Genomic DNA, 23,790 nt, shown 5'->3' on the forward strand with positions numbered 1-23,790 from the left:
TGCCTACCTGCCTGCCGGCAGGCAGGTGTCTTTTGTCTAGCGCTATTTCCCTACTCAACATCTTAACTACTTAACAATAACTACTCAACCAAATTAAAATGCTTGCTGATATAATCGTTTAAAATCTTCTCTACTTACGGGCTTTGGGTTATTCGGGTGTGCAAAATCCGCTATTGCCAAATCAGCCAGTATTTCTATATGTTCTTCTTTTACACCTATATCCCGTAATTTTTTCGGAATCCCGATGTGCTCATTTAATTCAAAGAGGTACTTTATTACCCCTTCTCCTGCTTCTTCGCGAAGCTGTAAAGCTTGGGCAATACGTTTAAACTTATCCTCATTGCCGGCTATGTTGAAAGCCATTCCGTAAGGAATATTGACAGCATTAGCCAATCCATGGTGCGTATCCAATAACGAAGATAAGGGATGTGCTAATGAATGCACCACGCCTAAACCCTTTTGAAAAGCAATTGCCCCCATCATGGACGCTACTAACATATTACTCCGCACCTGTTCATTTGGCCTCAACACAGCCTGTTCAAGTGATTTAGCAATTAAATGCATCCCTTCAAGTGCAATACCATCACAGATTGGATTCGGATTTTTGGCCAAGAAAGCTTCCATGTTATGAGTAAGGGCATCCATACCCGTTGCAGCCGTAATATGAGGTGGCAAACCCATGGTTAACAAGGGATCTGCAAAAACGATTTTGGCCATCAATTTAGGCGAGAACAGGATCTTTTTTTGATGCGTCTCGTCATCAGCAATAATGGCGCTCCTTCCCACCTCACTACCGGTACCTGCGGTGGTCGGAACCGTAATAAAGTGAGGAACGCTGTTGGTCACATACACGTCGCCTCCAACCAAGTCATCGTATTTAAACAAATCGTCTCGGTGATTGACACGCAGTACGATTGAGCGAGCGATGTCCAAAGCAGCGCCACCACCAATACCAACAATACTGTCACGATCGGTTTGATCCCAAATATCAGTCCCTTTATATACATCCGATTTCACCGGGTTTTTATGAATATCGGAGAATACTTCCAGGTGAATTCCTTTTAAGTTAAGGTCCCTCACGATCTCAGCAAAAAAATCCAGCTGGGCAATGGTCGGGTCGGTCACGAGTAAAGGCCTTTTCAAGCCCTGCTCGATTAAGTAAGCCGGTAATTCCTTTATAGCCCCACAGCCAAAACGGATCGTTGTGGGAATGTTGAATTGGTAAATCATTTTCGTTGTTTGTTGCTGGTTATTAGTTGTTAGTTATTCATATGAGTTGTGAGGATCTCTCTTCCTTTACCTTATACCTATTAGCTTTCATCGTTTAACTTTACCGCTTTTTAATTTTTAATTTTCTTAAATAATCTCAAAATATCTTTTTAATTCCCAATCGGTTACTGCTTTGGCAAACTGTTGCCATTCCCATTCACGTGTACAGCAAAAATGCTCCACGAAATCCGATCCAAAAAGCTCGTGTGCAATCGGCGATTGTTTCATCTGAGCGGTTGCTTCCCATAGATTCGTCGGCAAATTTCCATTTGAATGATCCTGATAACCGTTTCCAAGCGTAGCAGCCTGGTTAAGCTGCAGTTGATGTTTTATTCCATATAAGCCTGCCGCCAGGCAAGCTGCAATAGCCAAATAAGGATTGGTATCAGAACCGACAACCCGCGTTTCAATTCGCGTTGCTTTCTTCCCTGACGCTAGGATTCGGAGTGCTACTGTCCTATTATCCAACCCCCAAGTTAGCGTTGTAGGCGCCCAAGCACCTTCTACCAAGCGTTTATAACTATTAATGGTCGGCGCTAACAATGGCAGCATATGGGGCAGACAGAACAATTGTCCCGCAACATATTGCTTCATCAATTCGCTCATTTTGTTTACTTCTGATTTGTCGTAAAACAAATTTTCCTGTCCATCTTCATCCCACAGGCTTTGATGTACATGACCACTACAGCCAGGCAAATCCGCTTTCCATTTAGCCATAAAAGAAGCAATGATACCATGTCGATAAGCAATTTCTTTTACTGCCGTTTTGAACAATATAGCCCGATCAGCCGCTTCCAACGCATTTGCATAGGTGATTGCTGCCTCATAAACTCCTGGACCTGTCTCCGTATGCAAGCCTTCCAAGGGTACACCAAACTTAGTTAGCGATTCAAAAAGATCATGAAAAAAATCATTTTTTAACGAGCTTCTTAAAATAGAATAGCCGAACATTCCCGGTGTTAGCGGTATTGGGTTTTGAAAGGCTTTCTGCTCTAAACTTCGCGGTGTCTCTTCAAAATTAAACCATTCGAACTCCTGCGAAAAAAAAGGCTTGTATCCCAATTGCATGCATTCATTAATAATCCGCTTCAGCAATTGCCGCGGGCAAACGACCGCCCCCGTTCCCCGCTCGTCAAAAAAGTCGCCCAGGAAAAAGGGCACATTCGCTTCCCATGGCACCTTTCTAAAAGTATTCAAATCGATCTTTAACGGCATATCAGGATACCCCGAATGCCAACCGGTAAATTTACTGTTATCATAAGCGACATCATGCGCATCCCAACCAAATACTACATCACAAAAACCAAGCTCACCCTTTAAGACCGCAAGAAATTTATCTACTGAAATGTACTTCCCTCGGAGAATACCATCGATATCCGATGCGGCAATTTTGACCCGACCGCCGGGATGCTGTTTAACATATTCTTCTATTTCTTGTGTCGTCATTTTTTGAATACTTTAAATAGTGCATAAGATAATAACATAATGAGCAAGTACACCAATCCTATTTTCACATTGTACACAAACATGGCAAGCAAGGAAATACCACCAATGACTAAAACCATGAGGGGAAAAATCGGATACAAGGGGACTCTAAAGGGGCGGTACAATTCGGGTTGAACACGCCTTAACTTGATAAGCGCTATCATTGACACAACATATAGGGTTAATGCCCCAAAAACGGAGAGGGTAATGATTTCTGCTGTTTTTCCGGAAAGGAGCGCCAATATTCCCAGTATCATGTTTAAGATCAATGCATAGCTTGGTGTTCGGTATTTGCTTGAAATTTTACCAAGAAAAGGAGGAAAATTGTTTGCTTTTCCCATTTCATAGGTCGATCGCCCTGCGGCCAAGATTAATCCGTGAAAAGAGGCTACCAATCCGAATAGGCCTACCGTTATCAGTAAATGATATAAAATATGGTTATCTCCTGTAATGTGCGATAGCGCAAGAGGCAATGGCGAATCAGAAGTTTCCCCATTTACACCATTCCTAAAAACAATAGCTTCCCAACCTGCCACGCCTACAGAGGAAACGAATACGAGCACACAAAGCATCACAAGCGTCAAGATTGCCCAACCGAAACCCTTTTTAATATCCCGTTGCGGATTTTTAGTTTCTTCGGCTACATTTGCAATTCCCTCGATACCGAGAAAAAACCAGATAGCAAAAGGGATGGCAGCAAAGGCGCCCGACCAGTTATGCGGTAAGGGATTTTGTACAAAACCGGCTGCATTGAAATGAGGTGCAGCAATTCCAACGAAGATCAATAACTCACTGACAGCAAGAATAGTAATGACTAATTCAAAAGTGGCAGCGGCTTTAATCCCTATGATATTTAGTGTAGTAAAAAGTACGTAGGCAATAATAGCTGTTTGTAGAATAGGAGCTTCCGGAAAGAAGGCATTAAAATAGGCACCGATAGCAAAGGCAATGGCTGGCGGTGCAAACACAAATTCAACCGTTTGTGCGATACCGGCAAGAAAAGCAATATCCTTTCCCAACGCAGCTCCTGCATAATCAAAAACGCCACCGGCTTTTGGAATGGCACAGGCAAGTTCGCTATAACTAAAAGTAAAAGCGATATACATCAACATCACGATCAGCGTGGCCAGGGCCATTCCTAGGGTGCCGCCTTTTTCCAAACCTAAATTCCAGCCGAAATACATACCTGAAATAACATAGCCAACTCCCAAAGCCCATAGAGAGAAAGGTGTAAGTGTTTTTTTTAATGTATTAGTCATCCAATTTTGGCTTCAATGTAAAAAATGCGACCCCACGGCTTATTCCTTCAGTTATTATTGGTTTAGGACCGTCTAAAAAGTATTCCTTAATAATTGCATCACCATTTGCGCTAAAAAACTTTTTAGACGGCCTTCTTTATTACAATTTCATTCCATCCACGATCCTGATTTTGGTGGCCCTATACGAAACCCGTCTAAATACCGGATGGTTAAATATAGGATAAAAACATCAAAATCAGCACGTAACAATATAATAATGCGCTCTATAAGATATGTATTGGAGCTGGTCCTTTTTACACCGTTCCATATTTATTTCAGCACCCACATTTCTTGATTGACGTTATCATTGCCTCCAAATTGCCTTTGAATGGCGGCAGCAACATTTTCTCCGTTGTAATTTAGTTCGTCAGCAGGATATAGCCATCTTTTGGGAAAGGAAGTAGTCGGATCATTTAGATTAGTTGCGGGGTTCAAAATAAAAGTAGGGTACCCTGTTCTGCGATTTTCGAACCAGGCAAAATAATCACAATCTTGAAGAAAGCCTGCTACATATTTTTGGGTGATGATTTGTTCCAGCTGCTGCTCCATTGCTCCCTTTAACGGGTTAGCATTTAGGTAGGTCTGAATATAGCCGTCTGTAATCTGCATATTATGGTGGTACTTCTCATTGTCGGGCGTGTGACTAGCCAAGAATTGCATGGAGGCTGTAATACCCTCATTATAATAATTCACAGCCGAGTTACTGACCCAACCCCGTAAACTTGCTTCAGCGAGAATAAATTGTAAATCCCAATAAGTAAACTGTCCTACGGGTTCCGCATTAAATAGATCGGCGTATCGATCATTCAAATCGGTAAAATCCTTGGAAGCCCGTATTCCTTGTAAGCTATTGAAAGAAGCAGATGCTTCAACAGAGGGGTATGCATCCCAATCCGAGACCTCAAGTCCTGCAGCAAGCTTAACCGATGATGGCTTTGCATAGTAAAACAAGCGCCTATCCTGCATCGCTTTCAATGGTTCCAATAAATTAGCCGTAAGCATGGGGTATATTGTAAACGGATTGGAGCTATTGATATTCACCCAAGGATATTTTTGACCATCCTTATCCAAATAAGTTAAAGCGAAGTTATCATTATAATTGCGCATCAGTGGCCTGGAATTGACAATATCCTGAAAACGTGAAATTACCGACAAGTCGGGGTCATCCGTTTTCTTATATAAGTTTAGCAGTACGTATAATTCAAAGCTATTAACCAGACGCTGCCATTGATCCTTACTCCCTTGGTAGATCGGATCTCCTTCAAAGTCGACCCCCTGTCCAAAAAGCTTATGTGCTTCATCCAACTCATTAAGAATACCTAGAAACACTTCTTTTTGCGTATCATATTTCGGTTTTATAATTCCTTCCGTTTCGCCTTTAGTCGCCTCAGAAAAGGGTATATCGCCCATTTGCATGGTTAAAATAAAGGACTGCCAAGCTCGGATAAAATGTCCGAGGGCGGTATATGAATTTTTCAGTTCCGGAGTTTGAGCATAAGCGATCATGGGTTCAATATTGCGCAATAGGCTGAGTCGGCCAAAGCTTCCCCGGGTAATTCGGTTATATTGAAAAGACTCCTGCCCTTCTTGCCAAGTCACATACTTAGCCAATATAAACGGCTGCATAAAAGATTTTTGTGTACTGATATCCGATCGGGTAATATCGAGGATCATATTGCTGGCTAGCATACCGGCCGTTACTTGATCAGTAGCGTTTGGATTGGTATTAATTTCTTCAAACTTGGAGCAGGAAAATAAGAAGGTAGCCAATATTCCTACCAAACTCATATATTTTATCATAGTTGTTTTCATTGCAATCTACTTTTATGGTACAACGAGTATATATTAAAAACCAAGACGTATATTCAAGCCCAACATTCGTTGTGAGGGAGAATTTAGATTCTCTGTAAAGACGTCAGGGTCTGAAAATTTAAACTTAGTGAATAACAGCACATTTTGACCGGTCAATGAGACCGAAGCACTCTTAATACGAGTCTTAGCTAAAAGTTTAGCAGGGAAGTTGTATCCTAACGATATTTCGCGGAGTTTTACAAAAGACTGATTTTGTACACCGTGTTCTTTATCGCCTCCACTTAACGACTGTGCATAGTCCTGATAATTCACCTGTACATCATTTGCAGTATAGACGCGGGTATCGCTGGTAATTCGTCCATACTTATCGTAGGTAGCCTCGCCTGAAACTACTTTCACCCCCTGCCCCACGTAATTTGATAAACCATTCACGACCGCATCGTAGCGATACTGGTTATCTGTCTCAGGGTTCGCTCCTGTATCAAACATTTTATCCCAGATATAGTTATACATAAGGCCACCAATACGTCCATCGATGGTAATACCTAGATTAAAATTTCCCAAGCGGAAATTATTGATAAAGCCGAACATGAAATCCGGATCGCCATACCCCATTTTGCTCTGATAATCACTTTTTTTCGGAATACCATTTACGTGGATAATATTTCCTTCCGGGTCGCGTTCCCATTTGTTTTTAAGATAAACATCTTTTCTTGCGCCTTTTTTGGTCCACAAATCATCGGAGGAATAAACCGGATCTAGGTTCACATAGTATTGGTGGTTATTTGACCAGTTGATTGCGGTATTCCATTCAAAATTGCTATTTCTAATCGGTGTTCCGCTCAAAGTAATTTCGAGGCCCCTTCGCTCATACGTTTCATCGGTATTGATCAGTGTTTTGGTAAACCCCGAAGCAGAAGAAATGGTAACTTCCTCCTGTTGGTTATAGTAATATTTATTAAAATAAGTAATATCTAATCCGATTCTCTTCTGAAGCAACGCAATGTTTCCCCCAAATTCATACGTTCGATGCGCATTTGCCAGCAAGCTTTTTCCCAATAAATTACTTGGATAGCCGGCCGTGTTTTGGTTGTCCCAAGCGCCTGGTGTAACCGTATATGTACGGTTATTCGCATAAACATCTAATGGCGACTTATCCACTGCCCAAGATCCTCTTAATTTAATCATATCAAATGCCTGTGGCAATTTCAGGTATTCAGAGAGAATAAAGCTTGCTGCTATGGACGGATAGAAATAGGATCGCTGATTTTTTGATTGCGTGGAACTCCAGTCATTACGCCCGGTTACGTCAATAAAAACGGCATCATCCCAAGAGAAGCTGGCCTTACCAAAGACACTGTTGATTTGTCTTCGATATTCAGTCTCGGCCACCAGCGCTTTATCCACAGATGCGGCCAGCGAATACCATCCAGGGACGCTTAACCCGTTCTGTGTGGCTGCATCTAAACTACGGTCATTATAGTAATAGATTGTCCCACCCCCAAGCGCATTCAAGCCAAATTTACCCCAACTGTTATTATACGTTACGATAAAATCGTTATTGGTGCTAAAGCCCCAATCTTTGTTGATACCATAAGTCCCAAGTGAATTGAATGAGATGTAACTACTTCCGACATAAAAATTACTTCTTGTTGAATTGATACCAATCGGATTCCGGATTGTCTCTTGATTGCTATAGAAATCATAACCGGTACGAAATAAAATGTTCAGATTTTTGTTGACCTGATAATTGGCATTAAAACTGGCATACAGTTTATTCTGTGTGATACCGTTTAACTTTTCATAAGCAATGAGATAAGGATTATCATACCAGGCATCGTAAAGCCAGTTCTGTTGCTGATGAGGGGTAATCCAATAATCTCGATATTGACGGATATCATAGTCGGGGCCGGTCCACATCAGGATCTGATAGAGATAGCCCTGGTTGCCATAACCCGTACCCCATATTTGTGGGGCGTTTTGCCGCGTATAACCCGTTTGTGCACCGATGGTAACTTTATCTCCCAACTTCATTTCACCGCTGTTTGTAAAGTTGATAATATTCAACTTGGTGTTAGGGTATTGTCCTTTATTGAGAATATGATTCAAACTGGTTCTGAAAAAACCATGCTCTCCGGTTTGCGTAATACTTACGTTATTATTAGTGATAATACCTCTTTCCAGAAAGTTTTTTAGATTATCTTTTCCGCTGGATACTAAAGGCATATCCTCGTATTGTTTCGTCAATGGATTCCATTGTTCAGCAGTTTGCCCTATATCCAACTTCGGTCCCCACACATAGTCGTCCGCAATAGCACCGTTGATACCATGACCGTAAGAAGTTTGCACTTTCGGAATGGCCAGAAATCCCATTTGAGTCATCGTATTGCTGTTTACATCGATGGAGAATCCTTTAGCCTTACCTTTTTTGGTAGTAATAATAATCGCACCGCTTCCTCCCCTGGAACCATATAAAGCAGAGGCTGTTGCTCCTTTTAAGATATTCATATCGGCAATATCATCGGTGGGGATATCGCGTAAGGTCATATTCCCATAAGGCACCCCATCAATTACGATAATTGGCGTTTCGCCACGGAGCTCAATCGTTGGACGTGCATTGAATTCGGTTGAATTTTTTACTACTAGCCCTGAAACCTTGCCACTTAAAGAAGTTCCTACATCGACGCCCTTCACAGTTTGTAGCTCCTCACCTGATACTTTCTGTACCGCATAACCCAACGACTTCTCTTCTCTTTTTATTCCTAATGCTGTTACCACCACCTCTTCTAGTTGACTTTCACTTCGACGTAAACTAACATGGATGAGCTGTCGCTTTCCAATTGGTTCTTCTATGGTTTGATAGCCCATATAAGAAAAGACAATAATAGCATCATCCGGAACATCCCTCAATACAAACCTTCCGGAAGCATCCGTTATCGTCCCCCTGTCCATCCCTTTCACAAGCACACTAACCCCTGGAAGCAAGGAATCGTCCGTCGCATCCTTTACCGTGCCGGCAACCTCTTCTTGAACTGTTTTCATATGATGATTGCTGATCACTGTATGTTCAGTGTTCTCTTTATTTTCAATTTTTACCGGCTTTACCACATATAACATTTCGTCAATTTTTTCAATATTGACTTTACCTGCCGCCAGATTCTCTAGAAATGTAATTAGATTGGCTTTCTTTACTTTACTCATATCCGGGCGTTCAACCATCGTCGGACCTATTAAATCGGCGCTGTAATTGAACCGTACATTAAATTTTTGCTCTAAAGAGCTTAATAAATCCCGAAAGGGAATCCGTTGCTCTTCAGTATTTGCCATGGATAATTTTCCAAAAATCAGGGCAATAAGGAGCACTGTAGGCATTTTTATGCCTAGTAAAAATTGTTTCATACCTCTCCGTTTTAGTTAATTAATCTTTTGGTTGATATTATTATTTTGTCGTTTTCTTTATTGATTGTACAATCAAGTGCAGCTGCCAACGTCTTTATTGCCTTATTAATATCGTTGGTAGGTAAGGCCCCCGTAAAATGCATGTTTTTTAAGGTCTCTTCGGTAAAATCAATACGGTAACCATAAATATCCTGCATACTGGCAGCGACATTTCTCAACTGCTCATTCTTGAAAGATTGAAGATTATATTGCCAGGCAGAAAAATACATCGTATCCGTGACACTTTTGACCACTCTTGCTTCCTCTGCATGAAAATGCGCGATCTCACCTGGCACTAATAGTTGAGCTTTATCCTGCTGTGCCTCCGGAAATACCTTTACACTCCCCCTATTGAGTACGAGATGTGTTTCGGTTGATCTTGCCTTTAAATTGAAAGTTGTTCCCAATACATAAACATCCATCCCGGTATTTGTATGCACAACAAAGGGCTTATTTTTATTTTGAGCAACGTCAAAATAAGCTTCGCCCGAGATCCACACCTCACGTTCCTTATCGGTCAAAAAGGTCTCATTAATTTCAATAGTTGTATTAGCGTTGAGCAATAGTTTGGTACCATCCGGTAATTGGTACTTCTCTTTTTTTGCAAAATCTGTTTGGTATATGATTTTACTAGGTTTTGAAAGGTAGAATACAAAATTGGCTAAAATAAGGAGCGAAATGATAGCTGCAGCGATCAACCAATTCGTTTGACGCTTTTTTGTTCTTTCAACATCAGTAACTAGACTGTTCTGGAAGAGGACCGCATTAAAAATACGATCACTGGACGCATCTGCTAATGATTCCTGTTGTGGTAGCGTCTGTTCCACCTCTTCTAAGCTTGGCAAACCTTCCACATCATCAACCGATTGCAAAAGTTCTATCAACAACTCTATCTCAGCGGGTGTACACTCGCCTTTCATAAATTTTAAATAGAGACTCTTGACCTGCTGATTGCTCATATACTTCTTTTATCATCTCATACAAAGAAGTGAAGGAGAAGGACGATTCAAGGTGAAAATTTTTTAGTTTATTTTAGAAATCATGTATTCATCAGAAACAAGGCACCAATAAGCCCCATTGTGAACTCCGTATGGGCTAGCATATATTGTTTAATAAACTTAAGCGCTTTCACGATCTGATCTTTTACCGTATTTTTAGATATAGCTAGTTGATCCGCTATTTCTTCGTGAGAAAGAAATTCAATACGACTCATTCGAAAAATTAGTTGGCGCTGCGGCGGTAATTTACTAATCGCTTCCTCATATAGTTGTTGAAGCTCCTTATAGTCCAAAGAGTCTTCTACCGCCTCGTGACTTACTGCATGACTATAAAAAACATGGTTGATGTACTCTTCATGGCGTACGATTTCCTTCAATTTATTATAGATCAAGTTTCTCGCAATGCGATAGGTATACGCTTTTGCACTTTGTGTTGGATCGAGTGTGGCCCGGTGTTTCCATATTTGCATGAATACTTCTTGCACGATTTCTTCAGCAAGTATAGCAGATCGAAAGAAACGGAAAGCGTAATTATATATAGGATGCTTTAAGTCGTCATAAAACAACCGAAAAGCTTTTTGATTCCCTGCGCGTATCGCTATTATTCGAGTATCCATTGTATCAAATTAGTTGGCAAACCTAACACGGGTATGTTTAATCTGGTTTAAGTTCCTATCAACTTAATAAGAATTTTCTCACTTCCATATTAAAAACATTGCTTCAAAGGAACAGGTTATCTCCCTTTCAGTTTATATGATATTTATTGGTTAGTACGATAATATAGACAATATTAAAATTCGATTAGCGCTTTTCAAAATACCAAATAAACGCAATCGATTGCGTAGAATAAACATGTTAACTTATGTAACAAGTTGAACCAATCAATCACCTTTAAAACAGTCGCTCATCGCTTTTATTGAAGATGAGGTTGATAAGCAATAACACATTAGCTTCTCCTCCTAACGCATTTTTCACTAATTTTTCATCAATTGCTTCCAGCTTTTCACGCTTTCTTTTTGTGGTCCACAACTGCATCAACCGAGCCGCTTCTGTTTTTCTTCCCAATTTTACAAGGGCAGCAACCTGTAACAATGAGACGGGATATGACAGCACACCCTTGCTCGCCGCCATCATTTCCAAGATACGTCTACAGGAATCTGGTTTTTGCATTTTCCTGTAAACCTCTGCAGCGATCCAATCCGCGATACGTTCGTCTTTCTCCTCTAAGTAAGGTTCACCGGCACCTAAATTAACAGGCCATAACTTAGCCTCCTGTACCTTTTTCAGTGTTAGATCAAATTTCCTATTATTGAATGCTTCTAATGCCAGTAATAGTTTAGTTTGCTCATATAACTTCCGCCCATCGGTAGCTCCTTCAAAAGGCAAAATGCGAATTTCTTGCAAGACTTTTTCGGCCTCTTTCAGTCTTTTGTTCAATAAAAGCGCACGTACATAATCTAAACCTATGACATAGTTTTCGGGATTTTTTTCATAATAGTTTCGCAACACTTTTTCCGAGGCGATATACTGTCGATCCGCCAGTAAATACTTTGCCATTAATTGTCCATAACGCCATTCGTTTTTGTCAATTTCAATTGCTTTTCTTATGTTAACCAAGACATCACTAGACTGCGTGGAGTCGGAAAGCAGCGCCTTTAAAACATAAAAGGGCGCAAAATCAACCGGCTCATTTACCTCCTGGACTAAACGCCGCGCTACCGAAGGATTATTTCTAAATTGTTGGAGCAAAGCCATCAAATAGAACCCTTGCCAAGAAGGATGTTCTTTTATTACCCAATCAAATATAGCTGCACTTTCTTCCCTAAAGGGAAAGTTACGCATTAAATCAGCTTGACCTACTTGCTTCAACCAGGCCTCACTTTCTGTAGGATTGTTCCTATTCAACCAGGCCAGCCAGTATAATATTTCTGCATTTTTCGGAGCTAACTCCAGCACTTCGCATGCCTCTTCTTTTAATTGGAGATTAGCATACCATATAGCGAGCTCCAAATAAGTCTCTACGGGCAGTTCATTACGTATTAAAGACACAAAAGCCTCGCGAGTGGTATCTGACCTTTCGGCAAAATATTGTTCGAAACGCAAAAAGTGATTGAGGGGATCTAAGTCAGCTAACCGTCGTTTTACCGTATCGCACAATGCCTTTCGTTGGCATAATCTTGCGCCTATATATTGCAGTTGAAGCGCAAACACATTATCTTGATTGCACTTCAATGCTTTTCCCGCGTATTCCAAGGATTTTGAAAATTCTTTCCTTCTTATATATAGCGCACTGAGCTGCGTATAAGCTGCATTTTTCCATGCAGGATCAAGCGAGGCCACTTCGAAAGCATCTAGCGCATCGTACACTTTGTCCAAATGCGCTGCGGCTAAGCCATAATAATAATTGGCTTCTCCATGATAAGTATCCACACTTAATGCCTTCTGTGCGTATATATAGGCGGAGTCATACTCGAGATGGAAAATTTTTAACTTTGCCATTTCAACCAACGCGGGTAACAAGAAGGGTTCACGCATTAAAGATTCCCTAATCTTTGGGAAAGCCTCACGATAACTTCTAAAACGCATTAAGTCCCTTCCCTGCAAGTATAATCCATAAGCTGAACTGCTATCCAACGCAACCGGTTTTCTCGATGGTCTGTTGAGTACATTTTGCTTTTCCTGCTCCGCCAAATCAAATATTTCTCCTTGCAACTTTACTTTCGCGACAGAGGTTAAAGAGGGAGAGGGGATATCCCGCTCGAGCGTTTCTCCGGTGTTCAGCTCAACAAAGCAAGAAGTGATCGTTTCATCCGCTTCATTGTATACAATCAAACTATCACGAATTGGACTATTTGCCAGCAGTCGCAGTCGTATACTATTATTTTTACTACTTATATTCAGCGTAGCTAAAGGACGACTGGTGGACGGTTTTCCTATTCCTTGATAAGGGTACCAGTATTCTAGCCACTGGTCAGTCTGATAAGGAGCAAATCCTAATTGTTTAAAAGGTGTAAAGCTACTTTTAAACATATTTTGATTGAAGAGACGTCCACTTTGAATCTCAACATATTGCCCACTCTTGTCTGTTAATAGCTGCTCCCACATTTTACCCTCCCCCGATTGCGCCCACAGAAAAATTTTCTTTCCTAATTTTTCTTCTCTATTAGCATAATGAATCATGCCATAATCGCTATTTTTCCAGTAGGCACTAAAATAATTGCTATGGACGCCTAACACGTGATACGACTTAGAACCCCCGAAATCGTTTTCTTTGTAAAATGACAGGTCCCTACCGGCTGTATCAATAGGCCAAGGATGACTTTCCCCATCGTGCCCAATATAGTGTGATCCCGGGTAGAGAAACTGTAGGTCCGTACCCGCCGGTATCCCCAAGTTCATCCACGTGTAATAAGCTTGCTCCAGCGGTGTTGAATTTGTCCAAAAAGATCGCGTGGAGAAATAAGCCTTGTCCTTTTCCAATTTTATTTCAATAGTCCATCTCGTTCTCGTTAACAAATCCAAGGTGCTGATAAAGCAGCTGACACTACCATCTTTATTCTCCCGCGTAAGGTAGTCTACGGGGGTAGAGGTGTTGGGTGTATGTCCGATAATTCCGTAATTGGCTTCAATTCCCCCGCTTGTCCAAGGGCCACGCATGGCAATGTCCCGAAATTTTACAACGCCATTATTATACAGGAAATCCCGCTTGTTCTTTTTATCATAGGCAGTCCAAATTTTTCCTCCTATCTCTGGCATAATCTGTATTTTCAGAAACTCATTTTCCAGCTCTACCACCTTCCATTCTTTGGATACAGCTTGATCAGTAAAACCGTCAAATCGGAAATATGGATAGATCTTTTCAGAAGGAATAGGGTCAGGGTCCGAAAAAGGGTAGGTTATGTAAATCTTTTTGAGTTCTCTTATGCTTGCTTCTCCTTGTGCTCTTGTTAGCAATGGAAGCAAACCGAATAATACGATATAGATACGCTTCATGAGTTCGTCAATAATAGATTCATTATTCGATGATCAACAGCCAACCTTGATTCTGATTGACCGGGATTTTGTCGCCTATCTTGAAAATTCGCATCGCTTGAAAACCATCAATCTGAGGTGCCCGAATTAGTGCCTTGGCAGGATCAATTCCTAAACTTTCCCAATTAATCACCAAGTCAACCAGAACGTTTTTATTTTCCCAACTGGCTAAGGCAATCATTGCCTTTTTCTCCTTTTTGTAAACGGTAGCTAAAACTTGCGGACTACTCGTTTTTACCGGATTAGTTTCAACCCAGTAACCAATCATTCGAGACCCCTTAATTCCAAAATCATCCCAAGCTTTCCAAAGTGCCTGCGGGCCACTTTTTTGATAGGGTAACCGATTAGTCATGCCATAAATCATACCGCGCCAGGGATTGCCCCCATCTTGCAACATCTCCCCCATTAACCCGAAAGGAATGCCACTCACTTCTGTTAGAAAAAAATCCGGCTTGTTATTTTCATAATCAAAATACTCGCCGAACCAAAGCCTATTGATATAGGGAAAATGTTCAAGATAGAGATTCGCACTATTGTTAAAGCCATCACGCTCGTTATACTGATTCGCTGAATGCAGATCAATTAAACCGGGATGGCCATTTTTAGTCATAACCCGCTTAATGCGCTTCATGGTTACGCGATCGAAAGCCACATCATCCAAGTAAATACCATCTATACCGATCCGATCAACCAACCAATTCATCCCCTCCACATAATAGTTATGCCAACGATTCATACCACTATTAATAATAGCCGCATCTTTATACAAAGGTACAAACCAAGCCGCAATATAATCGTCATGTAAATGCTCTTGTAGCCAGGAGTAGCCTTTCCCCGGGCCAGGAGAAAACACTTCGTGTCCCAAACTACGGAAGGGGTAGAGCTCATACATCCGATTGGACACTTCTCGCACCGTATTGTAAATTTTCACTTTAAGTCCTACGCGATGAGCCGAATCAATATAAGCCTTCATTGCTTTCGTGGCAATAAAGGGATAGTTAATGTAGGGGTTCAAGGCATTGCCATGATGAATATTGATCACATTCGCCCCACTTTGCTTCACCGTATCAACCGGTTTATAAGCATGGAAATAACGTTCATTCCATTGCGCCTCCGTATTGAGTGGATGAAAAGGTGTAAGTAATAAGGTAAAATTATAGTAAAGCGTATCGCCGGCACGCATAGTTCGCTCTCCGCTATAGTTATTCACTAACACGGAAGGTCCCTTCATACTTATATCAATACCTCCCTTGTCGTTATTACCCCACGACTTTGGGAGTAATAGAGGCTTTTGCAAATAAAAATTTGTATTCAGCGGCCTTGTATAGTTCTCATCCCGTAGCGAAAACTGCATCCCCGCGTTTACATTACCAATCCAGGCGCCATCTTGGTTCTTTTTAGCGACATCCCACTTCCAAACAACCTGTTCCGGTCTATATCCGCCTTTCATCCCAAGTCCCATCATATAGGAAGCCATTTCCGGTTTATAAGGTATGTGCATTGCAATGTCCTGCAAGGTTATATTTTTCCTTGCAATAAGCCCGACTGTATAACTGACAAAACCATCAAACTCTAAGGAACCTTGTACCTCCATTCGCAGTTCGTTCGAAACGTGATGGCTTTCCCAGCTTACAATTCCAGCCTGCTTTTCTTTAAAAGAAAGTCCCTGAGTCTTGAATGCTATATCTTTGCCGTCTACCTTACGTTTCACATGAAAATGAATGGGCTCGGTTAACAAGCTTGTCGAGGTTTTACCGACACTCGTCATCTCCGGTGTAAAATAGCTTATCAATTGTTTCGGGAACCCGGTTCGATCGAGAATAAGCTTCCTTCCTAAAAGGGAGATAGCAGTGTCACCCGATACCACAAGGGGGATATAGGGCTTTATCACCGTGTTTTCCTGTGCTAAAGTGGAGTTCAGCCAAGGCAGTCGTGTCATTTTCCAGGGTTCATCTATCCCTTTGTTACGAGCCACGGTCGGCCCAACCTTAAGGCTGAGGGCTACCCTTTTCTCCGGTGCGTTGGCAGGACGAACGTATACAAAGCCTTGATAAGTCCCGGGTTTAATATCTTCAGGAATGTGAACCCCACACCAGAGCGCCTGAACTTTTGACAAGGGAACGTTAACTGTAGCAGAGAAGGGCTTCCCTTTATAACTCGTTCCTTCTGTATTGATGCAATCAAATGCTTCTGCCGGCAATGTTGTTCCCATTTCGCTTTCTAAGGATGAAAACCGGACCGTTACGTTTTTCAAATCGGTTTTTGCCGACCATATACCTAGCTGAAAAGCGTAATAGCATCCTCGCTCCGTTTCGCCCTTTAGAGCCGCCACCAGGTTCGTCTCCATCCACTTCTTCGGCACATGTGATCGCATCTTAATCGGATGCGTGTACAGTTCGGGAAAGATAAAATAGTTTTCATTTGTGTACTTTTTCAAGTAAGCTTGGATTTCCGCTTTCGTAGCGATGAGTTCCATGGGATCGTTCCGATTAAATTCATCTACTGATTCGAATCGAAGAAATTTCGCTTCATTATTGGTTTTGATCTTTGCCCATGCCTGATCGTCAGGAGGCTGGCTGAGATATATCGCGTCGGGATAATATCGGCTTCTACCACCTAGCTGATAAGGTAAATAATAGACATAGTAAATCCCCGAACCTGATGTCGCTTCAAAAGCAAAGTCGCCTCCCTCCTCAGACATCGGGCCATAAACTATAGGTTTCACCAGTTGGTTGTTTGTGCTATCAACGATTATCAGGCCTTGATTTGCCTTCACCTGTCGGTTTCTCCATGCTATGGAGGCTTTCACGAGTTTATCCCCTCCGTCAACCCGCAGTACCGCTCGTTGATTACCCAATGAATCAGCGTTCCATTTAGCTTTCTCCGGTGGATAGGGATGCTGGCCCCAAGCTATTAAACCGCGGATTAATAAGCAAACAGTAATTGTCAGTCGCATTGTTTTAGTATCCATTTTAGGCTTTTTTAATCCGGCTTCATTTTTACATAATCCTGCCAAAATTTGGCCGGCACATACTCCGCGCGATAAGGTATAAAATAGGTATTCAACTCCCATAGCACTTTCCCTTGTTTATCGGATATTAAAACGCTCCCTGTCTTTGAACTGGTTTGCAGCACGTTCCCGTTAGGCAGTAAATAAGCACTTCCCATTCTTGCTGTGTATTGTTTGCCAGGCAGCGGAACATCCAATTTTTTTGATGCTGTTTTCCTTTTCTCATCCAGGGAAAAAGATAAAGCTCTGGATTTCTTATTTGCGGTAGAAGAGTCCCGAGGAGAAAAATCGCCGTTATCGAAGAGCATTAAATCACCGTCTTTATTGATATGCGGCGCGTGTTGAAAATAGAAAAAGTCGGAAGCATCTAATTGAAAGTCCCCGCCCTGTCCCAATCGCCACATGGTTTTTCCTGTTTGAGCGTTGATTTTCCATACTTGATTCTCGATAGGAGACGACACCAGGTAATTGCTGTCTTTGTCGAAAGAGATGGTATTAATATGAAATCGATCATGTTTTAAGCTGTCTAACCGTCTATCTTTTGCCAAATCCCAATGATCCCATGTCGACCATTTTTTTAATACCTTCCCGGTCGTATCCATTACGACGATACCATCACCCCATAAGGTATCGATAGATTTTCCCGTCTGTTTTTCCGGCAAGATATAATCCCGAACAACCGCCACAATGTGATTGGCCTTATCCATACGTAAATCGTGGTGCACAATTAATCCAAGCTTATCTACATTCAATCGCCAACGCACCCGCCCGGTGAGATCAATTTCAGCGAGCTCCGTTCCGCCCATATAACCCATTTTACCAGTCCGTAAGCTGTATCCCATACCACTTTTTACAAAAGCTTTGTTAGGTTCCGGCTTATAGAATTCGTCCTTCCCTACCGGCGCTAAGAGCGCCAATATAGTACCACGGGGAGTAAGCGAAGCGATCCGTACCCCCATCTTTTCGTCTTGCCAGTACCACTTGATTGCTCCCTTTCCATCAACCATGGCAATGTATCCCGGAAACTCCCGATAGCAAAGCATCGTTAACCCATCGCCCATTGCCCGAGGATCATGGGGATGTTCCTCTTTAATCCAGTCATGCACCATCCAAGGCGATTGCTTTCGCGTTTTAAAACGCATGACTTTCGATTTTACCGGAATCAACCGATCGAGCACAATACGGTAGTGATAGTCGGTATCGGCATCCAACATCAAGAGATTGAAGATATGGTCTTTTTTCTCGCCTTTTACGGGGGTATAATAGTGCTCGCCATTCGCGCTCCAATATTCTACATAGGCCGCCGCTGGTCTATTCAATTTTACATGAATATCCTCCTTGATGGCAGAGTTATCCGGCGAAGACAACTGAATGTTAACTAGCTGAACATATTGACTATAAAAATAGTAGCAGGCATACAAGACGGCTATTACAAGGGCTCCGATAACAATTTTGAGTATACGCATACTAAAAAAGTGCTAGGGTAAACGTTGGGCGTTGGCTGCTGCCATTTCAGGATGCAGGTTCGCTTCATCTAAGGGATATGGAAAATAGCGAAGCTTTTCGGTAACCTTCGGCGTCATGCCACGGGCTTTTAGATAAGCATTGCATACTTCTTCATATTTACCTAATCGCACCAAATCTGCTTTACGCTTGTACTCAAAAACGAGCTCGAAACCACGCTCGTCAACCAGTGCGTTAACAAACTCCTCCTTCGTTGCAGGAGCTGGAAAATCGGCACTTTCGCCTAAAAGTGGAGCCCCTGCTCTTTTTCTGATTTCATTGATGTAGGGTAGACCCGCTGATGGGCCTGATAATGCATTCTCGATTTCAGCTTTGCACAAGATTACATCGGCTATACGAAATACCTGGATGGTTCGTCCGTCCAAGTACGAACTGTTCACCATTTCATAAGAGTACTTCTTAGTCGCTACGTTCTGCAATAATTTTGTGGTATCATTGGGCGCGGTGGTTTGTCCAGGGTTTGGAATCGTATAGTAAAACCCGTGTGTAGTAGACCCGTCTCTTGCCGCTTTTCCTTCATAATTATAGTAGAAGAACTGCTTTCGTGGGTCGCGGTCATCAAACTTACGCCAGAATTGTAAAGAAACCCCGTAATACTGCCAACGGTCAGTCACCTCTTGGTGATCAGTAGGACCGAAATGGTTGGCAATTTCACCACCATTGAGTGATGATTCATGTAAAATACCGAATATCATACCTTTATCCATTTTGTTTGATTCGGACCATTCGTTTTTAAAATCGGGATTTAAGGTATAAACGCCCTTATCACGTAGCGCAAGCACTTGATCGATGTATACTTTTGCCTGCTCATAGTTATGGGCGCGCATATAGTTTTTACCTAAAAGTGTTAGCGCTGCACCTTTAGTTGCGCGTGCTAAGCCTAGCTCACTCGTCCAGCTTTCCGGGAGCACCTCCGCTGCGAAAAGGCAGTCCGCATGAATTAAAGAATCTACCTGTTCAACGGCAGATAAAGGTGTATTATAACTTTCCGCTGGATTTTTTGTGGAAGTGATCAAAGGTACCGGCCCCCAAGCATCCGTTAGGTCATTATAGGCCAATGCCCTTAGAAAACGAGCTTGTCCTATCACAAGGTTTTTATTTTCATCGCTCATCCCTGATACAGCGGTAATATTATCAATCAACAGATTGGCATTCGCTATAACCTGATACATATTTTGCCAGTTATTCTTAAAATAGCGATTGTTTTCGTCGTAAGAAAAATTGCTCAAATGGGTCGGATTACCAGCCGCAGTAGAGAAACCCATATCGGTTGCGTAATCGGTAATCATCACCAAATAGCCCGCGTAGTAAAGATAGGCATCACCCGGGTAAGGCCCTAGACTCGCATAAGTACCAGTTAATGCCGCGTTTATATCACTCTCCGAGGAATACGCATTTTCGGTAGTCAAATCGCTGTATAGCTCAGGTTCCAATTTTGTACAAGCACTAATCGTAGCCCATATTGTTGCGAGGCATAAAAAACGGTGGCTTAATTTTATGAAGTTCATTTTTTTTTCTTTAAAAGTTAACATTAACACCAAAAGTAAAGGCACGCATGCTAGGATAAGAGTTAAAGTCCAAACCAGCACCCGCGTTAGCCGTTTGCGCATTGGAACTATATTTAATCAGCGCATCATTTTCATAGCCTTTCGTGTCGACCTCTGGATCCCAGCCTGAATAACCACTGATTGTAAACAGATTTTCAGCCATTACATATATGCGTAATGATTGCATCGCTTTGGTTTTTAGGGGTACTGTGTAGCCTAATGTTAAATTTTTTAACCGCAAAAAGGAGGCGTCTTCCACAAAATGATCATTCACATACCCCCCATATTCTGTATAATAGAATCCATTTCGAGGCAAGTCGGTGTTGGTATTTTCGGGTGTCCAGCGATTCAATGCATCTGTAGAACGATTCCATTCCAAATTCATGCGCGTCATATTTAGCAGGTCGTTACCCAAATTCCCATAAATGAAAACAGATAAGTCGAAATTTTTGTAAGCGAAGGTATTGGTGATTCCATAGGTAAGCTTTGGATAAGCAGATCCGATGATTGTTCTATCCGCAGCGGTAATAATACCATCTCCATTGACATCGGCAAATTTCGGATCGCCGGCTTTCGAATTAGGTTGTGCCGCGTAGGCTTCTCCCTGCTGAATAACGCCAATATATTTGTATCCAAAAAGCGAACCGAGCGGCTCTCCTTCGCGAATAATGGCATAAGCCTCTTCAGAAACGGTTCCCATTGGCTTGGAAGAAGTAATAAAGATATCGTTATCGCCACCAAGATCAAGCACTTTATTGCGGTTCATGGCAAAATTCAATTTCGTGTCCCAGGTGAAAGCTCCGGTTAAATTTTTTGTAGCGATAGCGAACTCAAATCCCTTATTGGAAACAGAACCAACATTACTTTGACCAGAGGAATATCCGGAGTACAGAGGTAAATTCAATTTAATCAAGAGGTCGCTTGTCTTTTTATAGTAAGCGTCCATGGTAACGGCAATACGATCATTCAACAAAGCGAAGTCTATTCCGGCATCGTACTGGCTGGTCGTCTCCCATTTAAGTCTTGTATTAGCAGGTGATGAGCTATTTAAATAGGTACCACTGGTATTATTGATTCCATCAAAGGTATAATTGGCATTGCTCATTAATCCGTAAGAAGCATAATTCCCAATCCGTTCATTCCCGGTTTTACCATAACCCAGACGCAACTTAAGATCGGAGAACAATTGTTGGTTTCGCATAAAAGATTCGTTGATCAACTTCCAGGCGAAAGATCCGGAAGGAAAGGTGCCCCATTTGTTGTCGGAGCCAAAGCGCGAAGAACCATCGTGCCTTACGGTGAAAGTAAACAGGTATTTATCATCAAAAGAATAATTTGCCCGACCGAAAAATGAAATCAGCATATTTTCCGATTTATAAGAATTGACACCCGAGATGGTAGATGCCGCACCCAGGTTGTTATAACCATACAAGTCTGTTGAGAATCCATACACATTGATTCCCTTATTACTATTTGTAAATTTTTCATAAGAGTAACCGCCCATTAGATTTAGGTGATGCTTGCCGAAACCTTTATCGTAGGTAATAAACATGTCCGCTAAATTGTGGGTCAGGTTATAATCCGACTGGGAGGCTACTCCCTTATCGATACTACCTTGATAAGAGTCTTGCGACAAGTAAGTACCCAATTGATCATGCAGAATTTCGGTGCCCGCGTCAAACCGTGCAGTTAGGCCTTCAAATGGTTTTATCTCCAAATAAACGTTCCCATTAAGCTTATCCTTTTGTACATCGTTCTGACGAGCCATTAAATTTGCAAGTGGGTTGTCTCCTCTTCCTCCGGGAGGACGGCCAAAGGCACCATTCGCATCATATACCGGAACGGTGGGATCATAAGTCAGCACACTGTAGAGCACATTGGAATTCAAGATATTTCCATCATATATTTGGTAGTTGGAATTTTCTCTTTGACCAAAGATGGAAGCACCTGCACGTACATAATCATTAATAGTTTGATCGATGTTGACTCTTCCGGATACACGTTTGAAGTCGGTAGTTTTTAGAATCCCCTTTTGATCGAAGTAACCCACACTGCTTAATACCTTCGTCTTCTCACTCCCACCTGTAAATTGTAGATTATGATTTTGTACGGTAGCGGTTCGAGTAGCTTCTTTCACCCAATCTGTGTTGATGGTTGAATTCAATTGCGATTGCGTATAAACACCATTCTCAATTCCTTCCTGTCCGTTGATTTCTTTATACAACTCATTAGCAAGCAACATATAGGATTTACCGTCCAGCAAATGATAAGGATTGATTGCCTTTTGCGTTCCGATATATCCGTTGTAAGCGACATTGCTTTGCCCAGCTTTACCCCGTTTTGTGGTAATCATCACCACACCGTTAGCACCCCGTGAGCCATAAATAGCCGTAGCGGATGCATCTTTTAAAATTTCCATAGACGCAATGTCGTCTGGATTAATGTTGACCCCATTATTGCTGGGGAAACCGTCAATGACATAAAGCGGTTCATTACTGCTACTTACTGAGTTGGAGCCACGTATGCGAATAGACATACTTCCACCTGGGGCTTTTGAGTTTTGTGTGACTACTACACCGGATGCACGTCCCTGAATAGCCTGCGCGACATTACTGATCGCGCCTCCTTTTGTTAAGTCATCGGCACTTAGCGAAGCGATTGAGCCCGTCAAATCTCCTTTCTTTTGTGTACCATAACCAACAACTACCACTTCATCTAGTCGCGATTCGATATTGCTCAAAACAACATCAATAGTTCCGGCGTTTGTTACGGGAACCTCCTTTTCGGCATAACCGATAAATCGGAAGACTAGGGTAGCCCCCTCAGGCACTTTTAACTGATACTGCCCATTCGCATTAGTCGTGGTACCGTTAGATGCCCTGCCCTTCACAAATACCGAAACACCCGTCAATGCCGCTACCGAATCTCGGACCGTACCGCGTATATCCAGGTCCTGTTGCTGCATCATTTCGCGGCTTGAGCTTAGAGCTGAAACAGGAGCAATCGTGATGGTGGTGTTATGTCTCTTATATTGCAATTTTTTGCTATTTAAAGCCTTTTGCAAAACTTCCTCCACCGGCACGTTATGTAGCTTTAAGGAAACAGTACCTGCCGCCTTCAGCTGTTCCTCGTTGTAAAGGAAACGATAGTGTGTCTGTCTTTTCAGTGCTTGCAATACCTCTTTCAGTGGCGCATTCTCTAGCGATATGCTGACCTGTTGCGCCTTCCCTGCTGCATAGACACCCCACGAAAAGACAAAGACCATCAGCCATGTTAATTTCATAATCCTTACAATTTGTAAGTAAAGCGTCTTCCTTCCCGACGCTTTCTCTCGAGATAAACGATTCATATCTGTTTTGCTGCTACGTCCATATGGA

General features: G+C 42.0%; 12 protein-coding genes. All 12 read right to left on the reverse strand.

Annotation, left to right across the window (positions count from 1 at the left end):
* Positions 1 to 93: 93 nt before the first annotated feature.
* On the reverse strand, positions 94 to 1,230 hold the full coding sequence (locus tag FKG96_RS00160; RefSeq protein ID WP_130858114.1) for an iron-containing alcohol dehydrogenase: 1,137 nt from the start codon (positions 1,228 to 1,230) through the stop codon (positions 94 to 96).
* A 126-nt stretch (positions 1,231 to 1,356) separates the two neighbouring features.
* A complete protein-coding gene (locus tag FKG96_RS00165) occupies positions 1,357 to 2,715 on the reverse strand; it encodes a glutamine synthetase family protein (protein ID WP_130858115.1) in 1,359 nt (452 codons plus the stop codon).
* Positions 2,712 to 4,013 (reverse strand): ethanolamine permease, encoded by a 1,302-nt coding sequence (gene eat, locus FKG96_RS00170; protein ID WP_013663974.1) that lies wholly within the window; start codon positions 4,011 to 4,013, stop codon positions 2,712 to 2,714. Before eat ends, FKG96_RS00165 begins: the two co-directional genes overlap by 4 nt.
* A gap of 309 nt (positions 4,014 to 4,322) precedes the next feature.
* Positions 4,323 to 5,864 (reverse strand): SusD/RagB family nutrient-binding outer membrane lipoprotein, encoded by a 1,542-nt coding sequence (locus FKG96_RS00175; protein WP_130858116.1) that lies wholly within the window; start codon positions 5,862 to 5,864, stop codon positions 4,323 to 4,325.
* Positions 5,865 to 5,897: 33 nt separating this feature from the next.
* Complete coding sequence (locus FKG96_RS00180; protein ID WP_130858117.1) at positions 5,898 to 9,263, reverse strand: SusC/RagA family TonB-linked outer membrane protein; 3,366 nt, start codon at positions 9,261 to 9,263, stop codon at positions 5,898 to 5,900.
* A gap of 11 nt (positions 9,264 to 9,274) precedes the next feature.
* Complete coding sequence (locus tag FKG96_RS00185; RefSeq protein WP_130858118.1) at positions 9,275 to 10,261, reverse strand: FecR family protein; 987 nt, start codon at positions 10,259 to 10,261, stop codon at positions 9,275 to 9,277.
* A gap of 80 nt (positions 10,262 to 10,341) precedes the next feature.
* Positions 10,342 to 10,917 (reverse strand): RNA polymerase sigma-70 factor, encoded by a 576-nt coding sequence (locus FKG96_RS00190; RefSeq protein WP_130858119.1) that lies wholly within the window; start codon positions 10,915 to 10,917, stop codon positions 10,342 to 10,344.
* A gap of 274 nt (positions 10,918 to 11,191) precedes the next feature.
* Entirely contained in the window at positions 11,192 to 14,293 is a 3,102-nt protein-coding gene (locus tag FKG96_RS00195; protein ID WP_130858120.1) for a DUF5107 domain-containing protein, read from the reverse strand.
* A 22-nt stretch (positions 14,294 to 14,315) separates the two neighbouring features.
* Positions 14,316 to 17,303: a glycoside hydrolase domain-containing protein gene (locus tag FKG96_RS00200; RefSeq protein WP_149104982.1), complete on the reverse strand. Its 2,988-nt coding sequence runs from the start codon at positions 17,301 to 17,303 to the stop codon at positions 14,316 to 14,318.
* A gap of 11 nt (positions 17,304 to 17,314) precedes the next feature.
* Complete coding sequence (locus FKG96_RS00205; protein WP_130858122.1) at positions 17,315 to 18,808, reverse strand: aryl-sulfate sulfotransferase; 1,494 nt, start codon at positions 18,806 to 18,808, stop codon at positions 17,315 to 17,317.
* Positions 18,809 to 18,820: 12 nt separating this feature from the next.
* Positions 18,821 to 20,374, reverse strand: a complete 1,554-nt coding sequence (locus FKG96_RS00210) for a RagB/SusD family nutrient uptake outer membrane protein (RefSeq protein ID WP_207303805.1) — start codon at positions 20,372 to 20,374, stop codon at positions 18,821 to 18,823.
* Positions 20,375 to 20,384: 10 nt separating this feature from the next.
* On the reverse strand, positions 20,385 to 23,696 hold the full coding sequence (locus FKG96_RS00215; RefSeq protein WP_207303806.1) for a TonB-dependent receptor: 3,312 nt from the start codon (positions 23,694 to 23,696) through the stop codon (positions 20,385 to 20,387).
* Positions 23,697 to 23,790 lie beyond the last annotated feature (94 nt).

It is taken from the genome of Olivibacter sp. LS-1 (assembly GCF_008245145.1).
Lineage (GTDB): Bacteria > Bacteroidota > Bacteroidia > Sphingobacteriales > Sphingobacteriaceae > Olivibacter > Olivibacter oleidegradans.

Excerpts from the sequence above, each read along its gene's own strand:
- FKG96_RS00160 (WP_130858114.1), bottom strand. The coding sequence starts at position 1,230 with ATGATTTACCAATTCAACATTCCCACAACGATCCGTTTTGGCTGTGGG.
- FKG96_RS00165 (WP_130858115.1), bottom strand. The coding sequence starts at position 2,715 with ATGACGACACAAGAAATAGAAGAATATGTTAAACAGCATCCCGGCGGT.
- eat (WP_013663974.1), bottom strand. The coding sequence starts at position 4,013 with ATGACTAATACATTAAAAAAAACACTTACACCTTTCTCTCTATGGGCT.
- FKG96_RS00175 (WP_130858116.1), bottom strand. The coding sequence starts at position 5,864 with ATGAAAACAACTATGATAAAATATATGAGTTTGGTAGGAATATTGGCT.
- FKG96_RS00180 (WP_130858117.1), bottom strand. The coding sequence starts at position 9,263 with ATGAAACAATTTTTACTAGGCATAAAAATGCCTACAGTGCTCCTTATT.
- FKG96_RS00185 (WP_130858118.1), bottom strand. The coding sequence starts at position 10,261 with ATGAGCAATCAGCAGGTCAAGAGTCTCTATTTAAAATTTATGAAAGGC.
- FKG96_RS00190 (WP_130858119.1), bottom strand. The coding sequence starts at position 10,917 with ATGGATACTCGAATAATAGCGATACGCGCAGGGAATCAAAAAGCTTTT.
- FKG96_RS00195 (WP_130858120.1), bottom strand. The coding sequence starts at position 14,293 with ATGAAGCGTATCTATATCGTATTATTCGGTTTGCTTCCATTGCTAACA.
- FKG96_RS00200 (WP_149104982.1), bottom strand. The coding sequence starts at position 17,303 with ATGGATACTAAAACAATGCGACTGACAATTACTGTTTGCTTATTAATC.
- FKG96_RS00205 (WP_130858122.1), bottom strand. The coding sequence starts at position 18,808 with ATGCGTATACTCAAAATTGTTATCGGAGCCCTTGTAATAGCCGTCTTG.
- FKG96_RS00210 (WP_207303805.1), bottom strand. The coding sequence starts at position 20,374 with ATGAACTTCATAAAATTAAGCCACCGTTTTTTATGCCTCGCAACAATA.
- FKG96_RS00215 (WP_207303806.1), bottom strand. The coding sequence starts at position 23,696 with ATGAAATTAACATGGCTGATGGTCTTTGTCTTTTCGTGGGGTGTCTAT.